This window comes from Dapis hubbardiae BLCC-M172, assembly GCF_050016015.1.
Lineage (GTDB): Bacteria > Cyanobacteriota > Cyanobacteriia > Cyanobacteriales > Microcoleaceae > Trichodesmium.
The window spans coordinates 27589-43914 of the sequence record NZ_JBNHEQ010000060.1 but is presented as its reverse complement, the minus strand read 5'-3'; the positions used below and the strand labels follow the sequence as shown (position 1 = coordinate 43914).

The following is a 16326-nucleotide window of genomic DNA, read 5'->3' as shown; positions in this document are numbered from 1 at the left end:
TATTTTTTTCTATTTACTATTATTGCGTTGTTTCAAACGCTGTTTATTATCGATCATAATATTTTCAAAATAACAAAAAGAGCCATTCATAACTAAGAAGCTCTTGTAAAAATAGCTTAATTTTAAATAAAGTCCTGATAATCTTTGAAGTAGTGAGCAATTATCAGGACTTTGTTGTGAAAAGTTTGTTTAACTTAAGCCTTTTTGGATAATTTCTTTTTGGATAAAATACCTGCACCAGCAAATAAACCTAAACCAAGTATAGAAGAAGGTTCAGGTACAGTCTCAGATAAAACATCACTGCCAAGGTAATCCGTAGTAGAAAAGACAGCACCAGAGAATTGAGCTGTAAATGTCTCACCAGCTTCAAGCTGTGCCTTAATTGTACTTGCTAATGTATCGTTAAATTGAAGTGTTATGTTACCTGCACCATAACTTTCATCGCCATCTGCACTGAAAAATGTTCCATAGAGGATTACATCTAAAGATGCATTCTCTCCACTCTGAATAACTTCTCCTAAAGAAGCTTCCTGTAGTTTAAATTCATTACCACCACCAAAATCTATGAATTTCTCAGGTGCTGAAAATGGAGCAAATTCTACAGGTCCTTCAATAGTTGTGCTTATACCAGCAAATTGATTAAAACTTCCTGTTGCAGTAATAGGGCTAAGAAAAAGAGTGCTTGGGTTTGGATTGAAATTCAGGTAGTCTTCTGTAATTTCAGCAACACCGAGACCAGCAAATTGAAATTCCCCAATTAGAGCAGCAGCATTAGCAGTACCACCAGTAGTCATTACGCTAACAGATGCAGCTGCAGCAGTTAAACCAGCAAAGAATTTAGAGTTAACAATGTTATTGATCATGGTTTTTGTTTATGTTGGTGTAATTAGTTACTTTTAAAATTAAAGTAGGCTATATTTTAGTAACATCCAACTTTTATGTTGTAGATGAACCGCCTGCTTTCTTGTATCTATTTTGATATATTTTCAAACTTTTATACTGTGATAAAAATCATAAAAATCAATGATCTTAATTACTGCTTTTTAAATCAAATAATGAATTAAGTATAGACAAATATTATAAAAGCTTTGCTATCAAAGGCTTTTAGAGAAATAAGATTTTACTTTCACACTGTATCGGAACTGCCAGAAAATAGTATGACTCGTGTAAGTACTTAATTTATATGTGATTTATTTTACTTAATAATATAGTGATATTCGGTAGGCCAAAAAATCTCATTCCAGTTTAAGTGCGGAATATAAATTAGTAATATTTACTACTTTGTACGCAAAAGGAGGCGATCGCATCAGAAATTCAGACATCTATTAAAAATGTAGGTTGGGTAGAACGATAGTGAAACCCAAAACAGACAAAAAACAACAACCAAGAGTAGGCGCGTGTTCAGACTAAAATTGTGTGTTAGGAGCGAGCAACGAGGGAAGACCTCTCCCCCAACCCCTCTCCTGCTCTTGAGAGGGGAGAAATGCCCCCAACGCTAGCAGGGAAGGGGGTTGGGGGGTTAGGTTTTTTAACCCACATTTTCAAGCTAGACACGCTACTACTAGACCGACACACCTTAAATAGTGCAATAGTAGGGGCGGGTTTCCCCGTTAAATTAACGCGAGCTTTCACCTAAAGTTAGATAAACCCGCCCCCCAATGATGCAGGGCACCATTTTAGATTTGTTGGTCTACTACAATACTAATTTTGTGCATTAATATCATTGGGGGTGAATTTTTTAATTTAATACGGAACCCACACCTACTATTAAAATTATTTAGTTAAGCAGGAAAATAATCAATGCCTTGGCTTTTTTTCGCTACTTCAGTAGCTTTTCTTCAATCTATGAAAGATGTTTATAATAAGACACAACTAAAAAATTTTGATGAGTATATTATTGGATGTAGTCTGACATTTTTTACCTCTTTATTTTTAAGTCCCCTATTATTTTTAATTGACATTCCTCAGTTAGGAAATAATTTTTGGTTAGCTCTATCAGTTGGTAGTTCTTTGAACGCGATCGCCTACATCCTTTACCTCAGAGCTATTAAAATTTCTGACTTATCAATTATTGCTCCTGTCACCACTTTTAGTCCCTTATTTTTGTTAGTAACTTCCCCATTAATTATCGGAGAATTTCCTCAACCACTGGGTATGACTGGTGTATTATTAATTGTAGTAGGTTCCTATCTATTAAATATTAAAGAGAAACAGAAAGGATATTTAGCTCCTTTTAGAGCAATAATTACTAATAAAGGTTCACGACTAGCTCTGTTAGTAGCTTTTATTTGGAGTATTAGCGCTAATTTTGATAAAATAGGTGTGCAAAATTCTTCACCTATTTTTTGGGGAATTTCCGTCTTTTTCACCATATCAATTTTGCTGTTACCTATTGTTTTATATAAATCACATCAGAATCTATATAAACCTAAAACTGGTGGCTGGAAATTAGCAGTCTATGGTATGATTAATTCCGTTGCAATGGGATGTCAAATGATATCCATAAATCTTACCTTTGTTGCCTATGTAATTTCTGTTAAAAGAACAAGTGCATTATTTAGCGTTATTTTGGGAAAAATAATTCTCAAAGAAAAAGGCATCAAAGAACGATTATTAGGTGCAGCAATTATGGTATCAGGAGTATTTTTAATTACTATTTCTCAACTTAAATAATCATGACTTATACAGAAACCGGGTTTATGAACTAAAATTTGCAATATCAACTATTAAATTAGGCTAATAAACCCGGTTTCTTAGTTGGGGTGCGTATGTTCTAATAATAAAAAACATGACTTTTGATTTACAGACAAGATTACAAAATCATCTAAAAGAAATAGTGCGCGATCGCGACCCATATTTTTCATCAATAGGACATTTTTATGTCAGACAATATATTTATCAGGAATTATCACAGTTCGGAAATGTAGAAATTGATGAATTTCAAGTTACAGGCAAAAATCATCAAAATTTAATCTTGAATTTACCTTCTTTGAACAACAATAAAACACGAGAATTACCACCAATATTAATTGGCGCTCATTATGACACAGTACCAGGTACAGCAGGAGCAGATGATAATGGTACTGGAGTAGCAGTTTTACTAGAATTAGCTAGAGAATTTTCTTCTCAACCTTTTAAATATCCAGTTAGTTTAGTTGCCTTTGATATGGAAGAATATGGATTATTAGGAAGTGAACATTATGCAGAAAAACTCAAACAAAAACAACAACAACTTAGACTAATGATATCTCTAGAAATGCTTGGTTATTGTGACTCTAATCCCAATTCTCAAAGTTATCCTCCTGGATTAAAATATTTTTATCCAAACCAGGGTAATTTTATTGCATTAATTGGTAATTTATTGACTGTTATTGATATGTTCCAAATGAGTATAAATATCAATAAAATAGGAACTAATTGTCAGTGCTTGCCAGTACCAAATAGAGGTTTAATTGTTCCCGATACCCGTCGCAGTGACCATGCACCATTTTGGGATAGAGGATATAAAGCTATAATGATTACCGATACTGCAAATATGCGAAATCCTAATTATCATCAAAACAGTGATACTCTTGAAACTTTAGATTTAGATTTTCTCACAGGAGTCTGTCAAGGATTAATCACCGCTATAAGAAGTATTTTTTAATTAATGGATAATTGATAATTACCTCCAGGAAAACTTTAGTTGACTGAATATAAGGAAATCTTATTTCTTTTTTTCTCTTTTTTTATCCTAAAAATGAAAGGTTTTAGACCTTTATCTTTAGGTAAATCAGAAAGTAGACAAAATTATAAGTATTCAGGTATTAGCTGTCAGCTATCGGCTTTTGAAAGTAATAATTTACTAAGATTAACTGATGATATTTTTCTTGATATTTCACTTCTTGGAGACTAATTACTATTGCCAAAATAATGAGTTAAGAACTCATAAATGATAGATGACGGCTAAATCCTTACACAAAATCTAAAAATTATAAATTATAGTTATGCAGAGAAAATCTCAGTTTCCCAAGATATTATTAGGATTAATTTTTGTGATTATCGGAAGTTACCAAAACTTAGCATTTGCCAAGAACAACTCAAATAAATTGAGCAAAAAAAACTAATAATTGCCCAACTAACCAACAACAACCAAACTTTTTAGTATTTGGAGAATGAAAGGTTTTATATCTTTATTTTCATATAAATCATAAACTAGACAAAATTTGAAAATTATAAATTATAGTTATGCAGAGAAAATCTCAGTTTGCCAAGATATTATTAGGATTAATTTTTGTGATTATCGGAAGTTACCCAAAGTTAGCATTTGCAAATAACAATTCAACTAAATTCAGCCAACAAAAAACTCATAATTGCCCAACTAACCAACAACAACCAAACTTTTTAGTATTTGGAGAATGAAAGGTTTTATATCTTTATTTTCATATAAATCATAAACTAGACAAAATTTGAAAATTATAAATTATAGTTATGCAGAGAAAATCTCAGTTTGCCAAGATATTATTAGGATTAATTTTTGTGATTATCGGAAGTTACCCAAAGTTAGCATTTGCAAATAACAATTCAACTAAATTCAGCCAACAAAAAACTCATAATTGCCCAACTAACCAACAACAACCAAACTTTTTAGTATTTGGAGGAGGTGGTACTAAAGAACAAAATGAAATTGCCATTGAAAAAAATGTACTTTACTTTCAACGTACCCTAGAAAAAATGGGATATAACCCATTTTCAGCCTCAATATTTTTTGCTAATGGCAATGATGGAAAAGCAACAATTCGCTATCTTGAAAAACTAGGAAAGCAGAAATTTAAAGTACCAGAAATTCCTGATGTTCAAGGTAAAGCTACTTTCACAAATCTCCAGAATTGGTTCCAAAAAACTGGAGAACAAATTTCTAGACAACCCATATTTTTTTACTTTACAGGTCATGGAATTGAAAACCCAAATAATTCTAATAACAACGCTCTAATGCTTTGGGAAAATGAAGCTCTAACAGTTCAGGAATTATCACAAATGTTAGATAAATTACCCCAAGATACTCCAGTAGTAACAATGATGGCTCAATGTTTTTCCGGGTCATTTGCTAATATTATTTATCAAGGAGGCGACCCTAATAAACCTGTAGCACTTCAGACTCGTTGTGGCTTTTTTGCTACTATAAAAACTTTACCTTCAGTAGGTTGTACTCCAGAAGTAAACGAAGCAGATTATAAAGATTATAGTTCCAGTTTTTTTGCCGGATTAAGTGGTTATAGTCGTACTGGTAAAAGGGTGACTTCAGCAGATTATAATCGAGATGGAAAAATTAGTTATGCTGAAGCTCATAGCTTTGCAAAAGTAGATGAAGAAACAATTGATTTGCCTGTTTCAACTTCAGAAGTATGGTTACAAAATCAGGCAACTAATGCTGATATTGAATTAATCTGGGAACAACCAATTATTAATCTTTTATCTAAAGCAAGACCAGAACAACAATATGTAGTTAAATCAATAGTCAAAATGTTTAACTTAGACTTTCAAAAATCTTACATAGAAAATGGTTTAGGAAGTATAACAGAACAAGAAATTAATAATCAAATTGAACGAGCATATTTTCTCCGCTTAGGAATGGAATTAATTAATATTGGTGTAGAACAAAAGATTAGATATGATTCAGATAAAGAAGCGATCGCTATCCTGGAGCGTCTAATCAAATGTGAAGCAGGTTCGTGGGAAGAGGGTTACTTTCTTAAGTAGGGGAGTAGGGGAGTAGGGGAGTAGGTAGGGACGTTTTGCTGCGCAACATGGAAAGCGGAGCATTCCGGAACGGAAAACGCATTTTTGCCTGTGCAACGTCCGTATGGGAGTAATTTTTTTGCTCAACTCTTGTGTTTCCCAAAATGCTAACTTTTTGATTTTTCGGGAACCGTGCATAAAGCAGCTCAAAACTAGGTACTTTTTCCCGACTTAAAAAGGCTAAAACCTTTATCTGTAAATACTTTGAGATTTAATCAGTAATATCAAATCCGGTAGTATCGGTAGAATTCTTGCCCCGTAGGGGTTTGGTCTCCAAACCCTCTCCAAACCCTCCATAAACTAGGAGTTTTCGCTCTTTTCTGATGGTAGAATTATATCACTTCCGTTCCCCAGCGGATTTGATATAAGCCATAATTAATATTACAGCGCTTTTCAGATGGATCAACCACATCGTCACAACCAAAACCTTGTAGGGACGTTCCATGGAACCTCCCTACTGTGGTCTACTCAAATCAAAACTGCTGTAAACAAAAAAATGTATCAAACCTATTCATTATGACTCCTGACTCCTTTGATATTTAATTAGGAATTACGCAGAGGTACTATAATATAGAACCCCTGAAGGGATATATTTAAAATTAGAGATTGAGAGTAGGGGAGTAGGGGAGTGGGGGTAGGGACGTTGCATAAGGGCGTCCGTACGGGAGTGTGGAGAGATGGGGAGATGGGGAGATGGGGTGTATTAGATATCTGCCACTCATCCAATCATCAAATCAATTATTACCCATTTTTTATCAATTAATTCTCCCTCCGACCTATTTTCTGGAGATACGCTTAGGGCTTCTATAGAGTCAAAAAACTATAACGTTATAGTTTTAAACACTATATACATCGTATGTGCATAAGTCCTATTAATCTAACAATAAGCTCCCACTACCACCAGAAGGTTCATCCCTAATCATATTTTCCAACTCAAACGTATACAACTCATAAATATCATCAACAACATCATTAGGATCGTCAAACACATCCTCACTTGCATCAAACTCTACTTGACCACTACTACTAGCAACCTTCAGATTTTTAATAGGTGTAATACCAGCTTTAATCACTTCCGCATCAGGTAACTCCCGTCTGAAAGCCAAACTAAAATCAAATTCTTTGACTAAACTCTCAAAATAATTAACATTTTGCCCACTGCTATAACGCTTCTGCAACTTATTAAAATCAAAAGTCTCACCACCAGAAATACTATCAGTATCACCACCAGACTCAGTTTCACTTCCCGCCTCAAGATTACCACCACATAAAGGTTTATTCCGACTACCTAACCCATGAGTACCAACTACCCGACCATTGCTATCAAACACAGGTCCTCCACTCATACCAGCAGCAGTTTCATCAGTATAAAAAATACTATAACCCTGATGCTGAGGAGCAGCATTAATTTTTCCCCTAACTGGACCCCAAGCTAAACGTCGTTGTCTGCGAGCCACTCTTTCACGACATCTACCTGTCTGCGGGTCTTGCTCTCTTTCCGGGTCAGGCCACCCAGAAATATAAACTCTGTCACTGAGGTTCACCTGACGTGAGTCTCCTAGGGGAGCAACTATATAATTATCTTTACTTTCAAATGTAACGATCGCCAAGTCGATACCCCTAACCTGATCTGTACCAACAGTATAATCGACTATATTAGTATTAAGAATAAAGCGATCGCGACAACCAAATCTCACTAATACTGTGAATTTTGGGCTACCTTTTAAAGGACACCCTCTACCATCATTAACATCTCTAACAGTATGAACCTCGCCATCATAAGTTCTAATTCCATAGTATGGCTTCCCTTGTGATTTTTGCCAATAATCTTTGTTGTCTAGGTGTCTTTGTAAAAAATTATGGGCGACAGTTAGGACATAATATTTATTTCCTTTTTTAGCAATAATTACCCCTGAACCTGGATTCCAAATACCTGATTTTCGTAATGGATTATTACGATTTTCTTCTAAGTCTTCTCGTAATTTAGGAGTTAATGCTGGAGCAATTAATACAGTTGTTTGTCTAGCAATAGAATTAATTTCTTCTATTGAAAGTTGAGCTAAAGCAGGAGTTGATGCTAGACAACTAAACAATATGCCACCTAAAAAAATAGATAATTTTTTGGTTGTTTCTATCAATAAAAATAGCATTTAAAATTAACTCTTATAAAAAATTTTACCGAATTATTAATTATTAATAATTAATAGTTAAATAATATCATGTCCGTTGGTATCGTTTGGGTAAAAGTTAGCGTGGATATTTACAGGAAATTTAAGTTTTTTTCTGGCTCAATTGCCTTCCTGTTTGTTGCCTTTTGCCTGTTGCCTGTTGCCTACTTTTTCTATACAATACCGATGCTACCTGACATGATATAATTCGCGTCTTGAAGCCTCCCCTTTTAAGGGAAAAAAAGTTCTCTTGAATTTCCTGAACTTCAATTCCGTAACAGTTTTAACCAGAGGTAATTATCAATTATCCATTATCCATTATCCATTAATGAAAAGCTATTTAGGATTGCTATGATATCGTCTTTATCGGAAGAATTAGTATCTATAAATATAAATTCAGAGCAGGACTTACAGAAAGATACTATATATAGATATTAAAACCATATATATAGTTTATGACACTATATATATGGTTTCTGCGTAAGTCCTCAAAGAAAATTAAAAGTATGGATAAATGCTGATATGAATAATCATAGCAATTTCTTTATTCATTCAAAAGCTGGGAGCTGACCACTAATAGCTGTTTGCAAAGTGTTCTGACACGGAAATGCCTAAATATTTTCTGATATTTCCTAGTCTAATAAAATACTCCCTGCACCACCTGATGGTTCATCCCTTGTAACATTTTCTAGTTTAAAATTAAAAAGTTCATAGATATTTTCTATCCTATCATTAGGGTCTTCAAAACCTCCCTCTTTTGTTTGATTTGGATTAACCAATTCAGGTGTTTTATTTTGAGTCATCAATTCAGGATTTTCTAGTATTGTTATATCTGAATTTCTCGACCTAGAATTTTCTATTTGGCTACTTATATCAGGAATCTTAACTTGAGGAACTTTTGTTATTTCTGATTGAATTATCCTTTGTGAAGGACCCTCCAATTTAAAAGATAATTTCATTCCTACCTGATTAATCAACCTTTGAGAATAATTAACATTTTGGGCACTGCTATAATTTTTCTGTAAATCATAAATTGAATTAGAACTATTATCCAAGTCTAATCTAGAATTATTTTGATTCTTATTTGAGTCATTCTCTAAATTATTTTGAGATACAAATTCTGGAAAACCTGGGAAATCATTTTTGCTCTTTTTTTCTTCATTTGTTGACCAAGTATTGTCAGACTCAAACTCCCCAAAATCCTTCCAATCATTTTCTGCCTCCAATTGATTTTTTGAAGAGGAATTATTATTAGATATAGAATTATATATTTGTCCGCAAATAGGTTTATTTGTGGAACCACGACCGTGAATTCCAACTACCTCTCCACGACTATTAAATACAGGACCACCACTCATCCCTGGACGAGTATAATCTGTATAATATAAACCATAACCATTATCTTTTTCACTAACAGGAATAGAAGCTTTTAATGGTCCCCATGCTAGGTGTCTTTGCCTTTCAGGTACAGGATCTTTACAAATTATTTTTCCTTGCGAATCTAATTGCATAGTTCCATCAATTTTTAGCTTAGGTTCTGCTTCAATTTTCGGCCAACCAGAAATATAAACAATATCTTCTTCTTGTAATTTACTAGCATCTCCTAAGCTGGCAACAGGATAGTTTTTTTTACTTTCAAAACTAACTATTGCTAAATCATAACCATTTATTTTTTTGTTGTTAAAACAACCAAATCTTACTAAAGCCGTTTCTAATTTTTTATTTTTTATTGCTTCTAAGAATCTATTAGTACATTCTCTACCATCTTTTATTTTTGTAACCTTATGAACTTCTCTATCATTTGTTAATATCCCATAAGGTGCATTTTTATTTACTTGTTCTTGACTAAAGTTATGAGTTACTGTCAAAACATAGTATGTTTTACCTTCTTTAGCAATAATTACACCTGAACCTACCGTCCATCTTTCCACAGGTTTTCTATTTAATAAATCCTTTAATTCAGCTTTAGTTAACCTGGGAGCAATTAAAACAGTAGTTTGTTTAGCTATGGAGTTAATTTCTTCTACTCTTAACTTGGTAGGTACAGCATCTACGCCTTTACCAAAACTAACAATAATTCCAGCTATAGAAGTAATAAATATATTTCTAATGTTCATCATATTTGTTTTTACTCCTACTAATCATTTTTATGTCAAAAGATTCTCAAATAATTAGATATATCCAGAAAATAAACTTACTCTTTATTGAACTTAAGCAAAAGAAGTAAAAGTCACTAAAAAAATCATTTTTCGTATCTTTGGCTCGAAAATATGTTCCCCTACTCCCTACTCCCTACTCCCTCTTTTCTGGAGATACCTATTGAATTAATTACCATAAAAATTACCTAAAAATCAAGGTATAAAGCCTCTCCATTCATGGAGAAAAAAAGAGAAGAAAAAAACTTCCTTTTAGCAAATCCTTCTATTACAGAATAGGTAATTATTAATTATTGAAGAAGATTCAACTTAGGAATAGGAATTGCCCAACTAGCAACAAAAAATTCTTCCACTAGCTCTTCTGAAGGTTGACTACCATCAGAAAATCGATAAGCATCCAAACCACCAAAACCATATTTTGTCCGACCAATAATCCCAACCAACTCACCATCTTGATTCAAAACCGGACCTCCACTCATCCCAACTTCAATATCATTACTCATACCAATTTTGTAACCTTTCTCCAAGGGTAAATTCAGTACATGAATAACCTTTCCCTTAGTAAAATTATATGGTTTAATTCCTAAATCTATAGTCGGAATATAATTTACCGATTTTTGCTCATAATTAGGAAATCCAGTCACATAAACTTCCTCTCCTAAACTTAAATTAAAATTATCACTAACAACAGCAACTGGGTACTGATTATTTGTGGAAAATTTAACCACTGCCAAATCTATATCTCTAAAATTAAATCTACTATCTTTCTGGGCAGTATATTCTTTTCCATCTGAAGTTAAAACTACAAATTTTCCTTCTCGATCAGAATCAATTACATGGGCGCAAGTTAGTACAAAATAGTCACTTTCTACTTGATAAATAATCACCCCAGAACCAGCAATATTTTCTCCTAGTAATCTCACAGTAATAGGTTGGGCAAGCGCTTCCACAGCAGTATTTGACTTAAAAGCAGAAATTTCCTGAATTTGCTGAATATTAATTCCTTCCGGGGTGGATGCTAATGGTAAAATGCAAACTTCCAAAAAAGTTGGAATTATTGCCATTAAACTTATCAATTTTTTCATTTAATTAAATTATTATTTTGAGTCTAATTACTCCTCAATTTCCAGCTTTTTTTGTTCTTCAGTTATAGCTTCCTCTATCAACTTTTCCATATCCACTTCCAGTATTTTTTCCTGATTTACTGATGCTGCTTTTAAGCTATCATCAATAACTGCCAATTTTTCTACCCATTCATCTCCTTGATTTTTCACATCGACAAGATCTGTACTTTCAAATATTAAACTACTACTAGCATCGCCTTTCAGGGAGCTTACTAGACTAATCATAATTTTGCCGTTAGTACCTCTATTATTACTTCTGAGAGTCCACAACAAATTACTTGAATTACAAGCACCTGCTTTAGCGGCACAAACTACCGCCATACCATTAAGAATTCCTTCACTTAAAGGAGGCATTTTTGGTTTTCCTCCCCTGAGAAAATGCTGATTAAATCTATCTGTAACTGCCTGACATCTAACTTCTGGAGGATACTTTTCACCAAATTCTAATGAACCTGTCTGTGTCCATTGAATTAAAGGTCTATTAGCAGCTTTTTTCCAAAGTCCAATTATTTGACCTTGACGATTACGACGTGCTTGGTATATTGCTAACTCTGTTTGATTGTCTGGTGTACATTCAAACTTATATTTGTATGCGTAACGGCGACTAAAACGTATATTTTTAGGATGGACTGAATTTGTGGAAGTATTATCCAGCTCGTTACCAGAAGTATTCAATTGAGCTAATCTACTATTTAAGTTTGTAATTTTTGCCAAACTTGAATGTGCTTCTACTATGAGAATTTGAGCAGCGATCGCCACTACAGATAAAATAGGTAATATCTTTTTTTGTATCATAATTATTAATATTTTCTAAACATCAGCAGACTTTAGAAATTGCTTCCCATCGACTAATTAATATTCAAACTATTGAAATCAAGACTGTATTTTTCTGACTTACTTTCTCTTATAATAAAGTTCTAAATTATCTCCATGTTTATCACCTAAATAACTAATTTATCTTGATAATTTTTGGTTTTTAACAATCCCATAAACCTTTAAATTAGTTCAAACAATCACTTGCTTCTCGTTAATTATTGTAGTAGATAATTTATGCAGAAAATCAGTCCTAATACAGCCCTTTGCATAAAGTTACAGCTATTAGCAGTCAGCAAGAGTGCAATTAGAGCTTAACGAGCTTAAATGAATTTAATAGACTTTAACATCAAGGCAGACTACTTTTAGTAATATTTAATATCTGGCTCAATAAACGTTTAAACCTGCCCCAAAAAGAATAGCTAACATCCATTAGCTGACGGCTGTTTGAGCAGCATTATGTAGGAAATGCTTACTAAAGTTAAGTACAATAATTGAAGCAATAAACTTTGAGTAAATTATAACTTATTCTACTTACTATTGTTACTGTATTGATTAGTCGTGCAAAGTGCTATATATTTATAATTTGGCATTAAAATTAGCAACTCTGATTCGTACCTTTTCACAACCACCCAAAAGTTCAGGATAGTTAATGTTATTGTTCATGGTTAGAATATAGACTAACTTTGACTATTAACTTTAAGGATTTTTTACCAAAAGAGATAATTATCCATTAATGAACTCTGTTTAAACCTATACAACTTAAATATAAGAAGTGGCAATTGAACGAGTTGCTCTAAACAATAACCCTTAAATTAAATATAGCAAATGCCTAAATTTTACTTATATTAATTTTTAATTAAATAGGACTTATGCAGCAGACCATATATATAGAGTCACGAACTATAACGTTATAGTTTTTAAACTCTATATATAGTACCTTTGCGTAAGTCCTGTTAAAAAGTGATGAAACTATGAGAGTGCTTCCCATTGTTATAAGTTACAGTAACAGCAGGTTCCGAAATAACTAACGTACAACTGACTCTACAAACATTCCAGTAAACTTCGTATTAGTCATACTTTTGGATAACTACTAAATCCTAAGGTAGTCCTGCATAGTAATGGTAAGAATATATATTTTTTCCCACACTTTCCACACTCCCCACCTTTCCCACACTTCCCACACTTCCCACACTCCCTATACCATTACTATGCAACACAACCAATTCTAAATTCTTAACCGTCAATATATGTACCTCATAAGGCCCGAAAACTGCTGTAATTATTTTTGTCTCAATACATAAAAGTATATTTCTTTTCAGTTTTTGTTTTCAATTGTTATCCAAAAAATAATTGAGCCAAAAAATCTGTAAGTCTTACACAGTAAATAATACAGCCTTGATTTTTGTTTAGTTATTGTCTCAAAGTGTAAATAAATGTTACAATAATAGAGTTAAAGCGGTTTAACGGCTTGACATTCCCGAAAAGAGCCGTTAATGTAAGATACATACCCGGGTAAACAAGTTGACTGTCATATGCAAGACAAGCAAAAAGTTACATTATATATTCAACCAGAACTGCATCGCAAGCTCAAAATAAGAGCAGCAGTTGACTCGGAACCAATGTCATCAATAGCAGAAAGGGCTATCCTTTTCTATCTAGAAAACCCAGAAGTAGTTGATGACCTAAATTCAAAATATGGACAAACCCACCGGGTATACACTTGTCCAGAGTGTACAAGCTCAGTTGTAATCCGAGAAGGAGAACTGGTCTCCATCAAAAATCAGCCAAGTGTTTTGGCAGACAAAAATATCCCAGTTAATCAAACCGCAGAGTTAGGAAATTCTGAGGCTCAACCGGGAGAACAAGAGTTAGTCCCCTGCTAATTTTTGTTGTAGCGAAAAACTAAATCTGAATGACTAATTAATAGAGACAATAAAAAAATCTCTCAGAAGTCATAGTAGCAGGGAAAAAAACAAGATAAATTCACGCACTGTAAACTTTGTACCGTCTCTACTAGATCGAGGACTATGAAAGAAGAACTCAATATTCTAATCCAAGCTCAATATCCTCTGATCTACCTCGTAACCTCCGAGGAAGAGCGGTCAGAGCAGGCAATTGCAGCATTAGCTCAAGCCAAGTCCTCACGGAATGTGTTTGTTTGGACAGTGACTCACGGTATTGTAGAGTATGGCCAAAGCAAAAACACAACTCAGCATAATACAGTCTCACCAGAGGCAGCTATAGAGTGGGTAATCAGGCAGCGAGATCCTAATAGTGGTGCTGGAATATATGTATTCAAGGATTTACATCCATTTATTGATTCACCACCAGTTACCAGGTGGTTAAGAGATGCGATCGCTAGTTTTAAAGGTACAAATAAGACAATTATATTAATGTCTCCCATGCAGAATGTACCAATAGAGCTGGAAAAGGAAGTAGTTGTCCTTGACTTTCCACTGCCTGATATGAAGGACTTGAATCAAGTCCTGTCAAAACAATTAGAGCATAGTAAAAACCGTCGTATTTCCACAGAGACAAGAGAAAAGCTCCTGAAAGCAACTTTGGGTTTGACAAAAGATGAAGCAGAAAAAGTGTATCGTAAAGCCCAAGTAACAGCAGGACGCCTAACTGAAAAGGAAGTTGACATTGTACTTTCTGAGAAAAAACAGCTCATTAAGCGTAACGGCATTCTAGAGTATATAGAAGAGGATGAAACTATAGATGCTGTAGGTGGTCTAGAGGAACTGAAACGTTGGTTAAGGCAACGTTCCGATGCCTTCACAGAGCGCGCCAGAGAATATGGCTTACCTCAACCAAAAGGAATGTTAATCCTCGGAATACCTGGATGTGGCAAGTCTCTAATAGCAAAGACTACATCTCGTCTTTGGGGTCTACCTTTATTAAGGTTGGATATGGGACGGGTATACGATGGTTCAATGGTAGGGCGGTCAGAGGCTAACTTGCGAAATGCTCTCAAAACAGCCGAATCAATTTCACCTGCTATTCTATTTATAGATGAGTTGGATAAAGCCTTTGCAGGTAGTACAGGTTCAGCAGACTCTGATGGAGGTACTTCTAGTCGGATATTTGGTTCATTCTTAACTTGGATGCAGGAAAAAGTTTCTCCAGTGTTTGTAATGGCAACTGCTAACCGAGTAGAACGTCTACCAGGAGAGTTTTTGAGAAAAGGTAGATTTGATGAAATTTTCTTTGTAGATTTACCAAACAAAGAAGAACGCCAAGATATTTTCAAAATTCACCTAATAAAAAGACGTCGAGATATTGAACGCTTCGATCTGGATCAACTATCTAATGTATCCGATGGCTTTTCAGGTGCAGAAATAGAGCAAGCCATAATCGCTGCTATGTATGAAGCATTTGCTCAAAATAGAGAATTTACGCAGCTAGATATTATTGCCGCAATTAAATCTACACTACCGTTATCGAAGACCATGACAGAGCAAGTTACTGCTCTACGGGATTGGGCTAGACAACGTGCGCGGCCTGCTGCATCTTCAGTCGCCGAGTATCAAAGACTGGAGTTTTAAAAGCTTTCTCCTGGTCCAAACAGGAGTAAAGGCTAGTAAACAAGATAAAGTTGCTAGCAGTTTCTAAAAAAAACCACATCTCCTCAAAATCAATTTAATGATTATGAGTGGTGGTACTATTCCATAAAAACCGTTGTTGTTTCTGTTTTGATTTTAAATTTAGGAGGAAACCCAAATGTCTCACTTCAGCACACTGCGTACTAAGATTACTGACGCTGAAATCTTAAAAACTTCCCTGCGCGATCTGGGAGTTACAGTGAAAACTAATGCTGATGTTCGTGGCTACAATGGCCAACGTGTACGTTCCGATATCGTTGCTGTTCTCGAAGGTGAATATGATTTAGGTTGGTCTCGTAATAGCGATGGTTCTTTTGACTTAATCGCTGATTTATGGGGTGTTGCTAAGAAGCACAATCAAACTGAGTTGATCAATTCCATCAATCAGAAGTATGCCGTTAACAAAACCTTAGCTGCTGTTAAGCAACGTGGTCTACAAAACGCTAATGTCAAATTGGTAGTGCAGAAGTAATATATTTGCGCGTTCCCAAGTTTGCGGGTTAACCAAAATCGGGTTAGCCCGTTTTTTTAGCTATTTTGATTGGAACTTTGATTACAGCACTTTTTAGGATGGTGAAAAAACACTACTATCCACTCTAAACAAATACAATTATATTTGTATTGAACTAAAAAAAACTCTAGTATGATAGCTGTTGAGTTTAACAATCACAAGATACAA

Annotated in this window: 13 protein-coding genes; 7 read left to right on the top strand and 6 right to left on the bottom strand. The window is 34.2% G+C overall.

The genetic code is table 11. The features are described from left to right. Nucleotides 1-194: 194 nt before the first annotated feature. Complete coding sequence (locus tag ACP6PK_RS06150) at nt 195-863, bottom strand: PEP-CTERM sorting domain-containing protein (protein WP_426558655.1); 669 nt, start codon at nt 861-863, stop codon at nt 195-197. 937 nt (nt 864-1800) lie between these two features. Between ACP6PK_RS06150 and ACP6PK_RS06145 the strand changes: the two genes are divergently transcribed. From ACP6PK_RS06145 to ACP6PK_RS06130, 4 genes are all read left to right on the top strand, one after another. Further along, nucleotides 1801-2673, top strand: a complete 873-nt coding sequence (locus ACP6PK_RS06145) for an EamA family transporter (RefSeq protein ID WP_094671578.1) — start codon at nt 1801-1803, stop codon at nt 2671-2673. A 115-nt stretch (nt 2674-2788) separates the two neighbouring features. Further along, nucleotides 2789-3646 carry a M20/M25/M40 family metallo-hydrolase gene (locus ACP6PK_RS06140; RefSeq protein WP_426558653.1) on the top strand — a complete coding sequence of 286 codons (858 nt, stop codon included), beginning with the start codon at nt 2789-2791 and terminating at the stop codon, nt 3644-3646. 581 nt (nt 3647-4227) lie between these two features. Beyond that, on the top strand, nt 4228-4401 hold the full coding sequence (locus tag ACP6PK_RS06135; RefSeq protein ID WP_426558651.1) for a hypothetical protein: 174 nt from the start codon (nt 4228-4230) through the stop codon (nt 4399-4401). Nucleotides 4402-4470: 69 nt separating this feature from the next. Beyond that, on the top strand, nt 4471-5739 hold the full coding sequence (locus ACP6PK_RS06130; RefSeq protein WP_426558649.1) for a hypothetical protein: 1269 nt from the start codon (nt 4471-4473) through the stop codon (nt 5737-5739). A 911-nt stretch (nt 5740-6650) separates the two neighbouring features. On the opposite strand, the gene ACP6PK_RS06125 is transcribed toward ACP6PK_RS06130, so the two are convergent. The 5 genes from ACP6PK_RS06125 to ACP6PK_RS06105 form a co-directional block, all read right to left on the bottom strand. Further along, nucleotides 6651-7928, bottom strand: a complete 1278-nt coding sequence (locus ACP6PK_RS06125; RefSeq protein WP_426558647.1) for a S1 family peptidase — start codon at nt 7926-7928, stop codon at nt 6651-6653. A 650-nt stretch (nt 7929-8578) separates the two neighbouring features. Beyond that, the gene (locus tag ACP6PK_RS06120; RefSeq protein ID WP_426558645.1) at nt 8579-10066 is read right to left on the bottom strand and encodes a S1 family peptidase; all 1488 of its coding nucleotides are present in this window, start codon (nt 10064-10066) and stop codon (nt 8579-8581) included. Between the two features lie 326 nt (nt 10067-10392). Beyond that, nucleotides 10393-11187 (bottom strand): S1 family peptidase, encoded by a 795-nt coding sequence (locus ACP6PK_RS06115; protein ID WP_426558643.1) that lies wholly within the window; start codon nt 11185-11187, stop codon nt 10393-10395. A gap of 27 nt (nt 11188-11214) precedes the next feature. Continuing rightward, a complete protein-coding gene (locus ACP6PK_RS06110; protein ID WP_094674660.1) occupies nt 11215-12021 on the bottom strand; it encodes a COP23 domain-containing protein in 807 nt (268 codons plus the stop codon). Between the two features lie 1118 nt (nt 12022-13139). Then, nucleotides 13140-13286, bottom strand: a complete 147-nt coding sequence (locus ACP6PK_RS06105; protein ID WP_426558641.1) for a hypothetical protein — start codon at nt 13284-13286, stop codon at nt 13140-13142. Nucleotides 13287-13574: 288 nt separating this feature from the next. On the opposite strand from ACP6PK_RS06105, the gene ACP6PK_RS06100 reads away from it, so the two are divergent. The 3 genes from ACP6PK_RS06100 (at nt 13575) to ACP6PK_RS06090 (ending at nt 16119) form a co-directional block, all read left to right on the top strand. Next, complete coding sequence (locus ACP6PK_RS06100; RefSeq protein ID WP_426558639.1) at nt 13575-13925, top strand: slr0373 family blue light stress response protein; 351 nt, start codon at nt 13575-13577, stop codon at nt 13923-13925. 144 nt (nt 13926-14069) lie between these two features. Beyond that, on the top strand, nt 14070-15590 hold the full coding sequence (ycf46, locus tag ACP6PK_RS06095; protein ID WP_426558637.1) for a stress-responsive protein Ycf46: 1521 nt from the start codon (nt 14070-14072) through the stop codon (nt 15588-15590). 175 nt (nt 15591-15765) lie between these two features. Beyond that, nucleotides 15766-16119, top strand: a complete 354-nt coding sequence (locus ACP6PK_RS06090) for a DUF1257 domain-containing protein (RefSeq protein ID WP_094674666.1) — start codon at nt 15766-15768, stop codon at nt 16117-16119. The last annotated feature ends 207 nt before the right edge of the window (nt 16120-16326 follow it).

Excerpts from the sequence above, each read along its gene's own strand:
- ACP6PK_RS06130 (WP_426558649.1), top strand. The coding sequence starts at position 4,471 with ATGCAGAGAAAATCTCAGTTTGCCAAGATATTATTAGGATTAATTTTT.
- ACP6PK_RS06135 (WP_426558651.1), top strand. The coding sequence starts at position 4,228 with ATGCAGAGAAAATCTCAGTTTGCCAAGATATTATTAGGATTAATTTTT.
- ACP6PK_RS06150 (WP_426558655.1), bottom strand. The coding sequence starts at position 863 with ATGATCAATAACATTGTTAACTCTAAATTCTTTGCTGGTTTAACTGCT.
- ACP6PK_RS06125 (WP_426558647.1), bottom strand. The coding sequence starts at position 7,928 with ATGCTATTTTTATTGATAGAAACAACCAAAAAATTATCTATTTTTTTA.
- ACP6PK_RS06100 (WP_426558639.1), top strand. The coding sequence starts at position 13,575 with ATGCAAGACAAGCAAAAAGTTACATTATATATTCAACCAGAACTGCAT.
- ACP6PK_RS06140 (WP_426558653.1), top strand. The coding sequence starts at position 2,789 with ATGACTTTTGATTTACAGACAAGATTACAAAATCATCTAAAAGAAATA.
- ycf46 (WP_426558637.1), top strand. The coding sequence starts at position 14,070 with ATGAAAGAAGAACTCAATATTCTAATCCAAGCTCAATATCCTCTGATC.
- ACP6PK_RS06120 (WP_426558645.1), bottom strand. The coding sequence starts at position 10,066 with ATGATGAACATTAGAAATATATTTATTACTTCTATAGCTGGAATTATT.
- ACP6PK_RS06090 (WP_094674666.1), top strand. The coding sequence starts at position 15,766 with ATGTCTCACTTCAGCACACTGCGTACTAAGATTACTGACGCTGAAATC.
- ACP6PK_RS06115 (WP_426558643.1), bottom strand. The coding sequence starts at position 11,187 with ATGAAAAAATTGATAAGTTTAATGGCAATAATTCCAACTTTTTTGGAA.
- ACP6PK_RS06110 (WP_094674660.1), bottom strand. The coding sequence starts at position 12,021 with ATGATACAAAAAAAGATATTACCTATTTTATCTGTAGTGGCGATCGCT.
- ACP6PK_RS06145 (WP_094671578.1), top strand. The coding sequence starts at position 1,801 with ATGCCTTGGCTTTTTTTCGCTACTTCAGTAGCTTTTCTTCAATCTATG.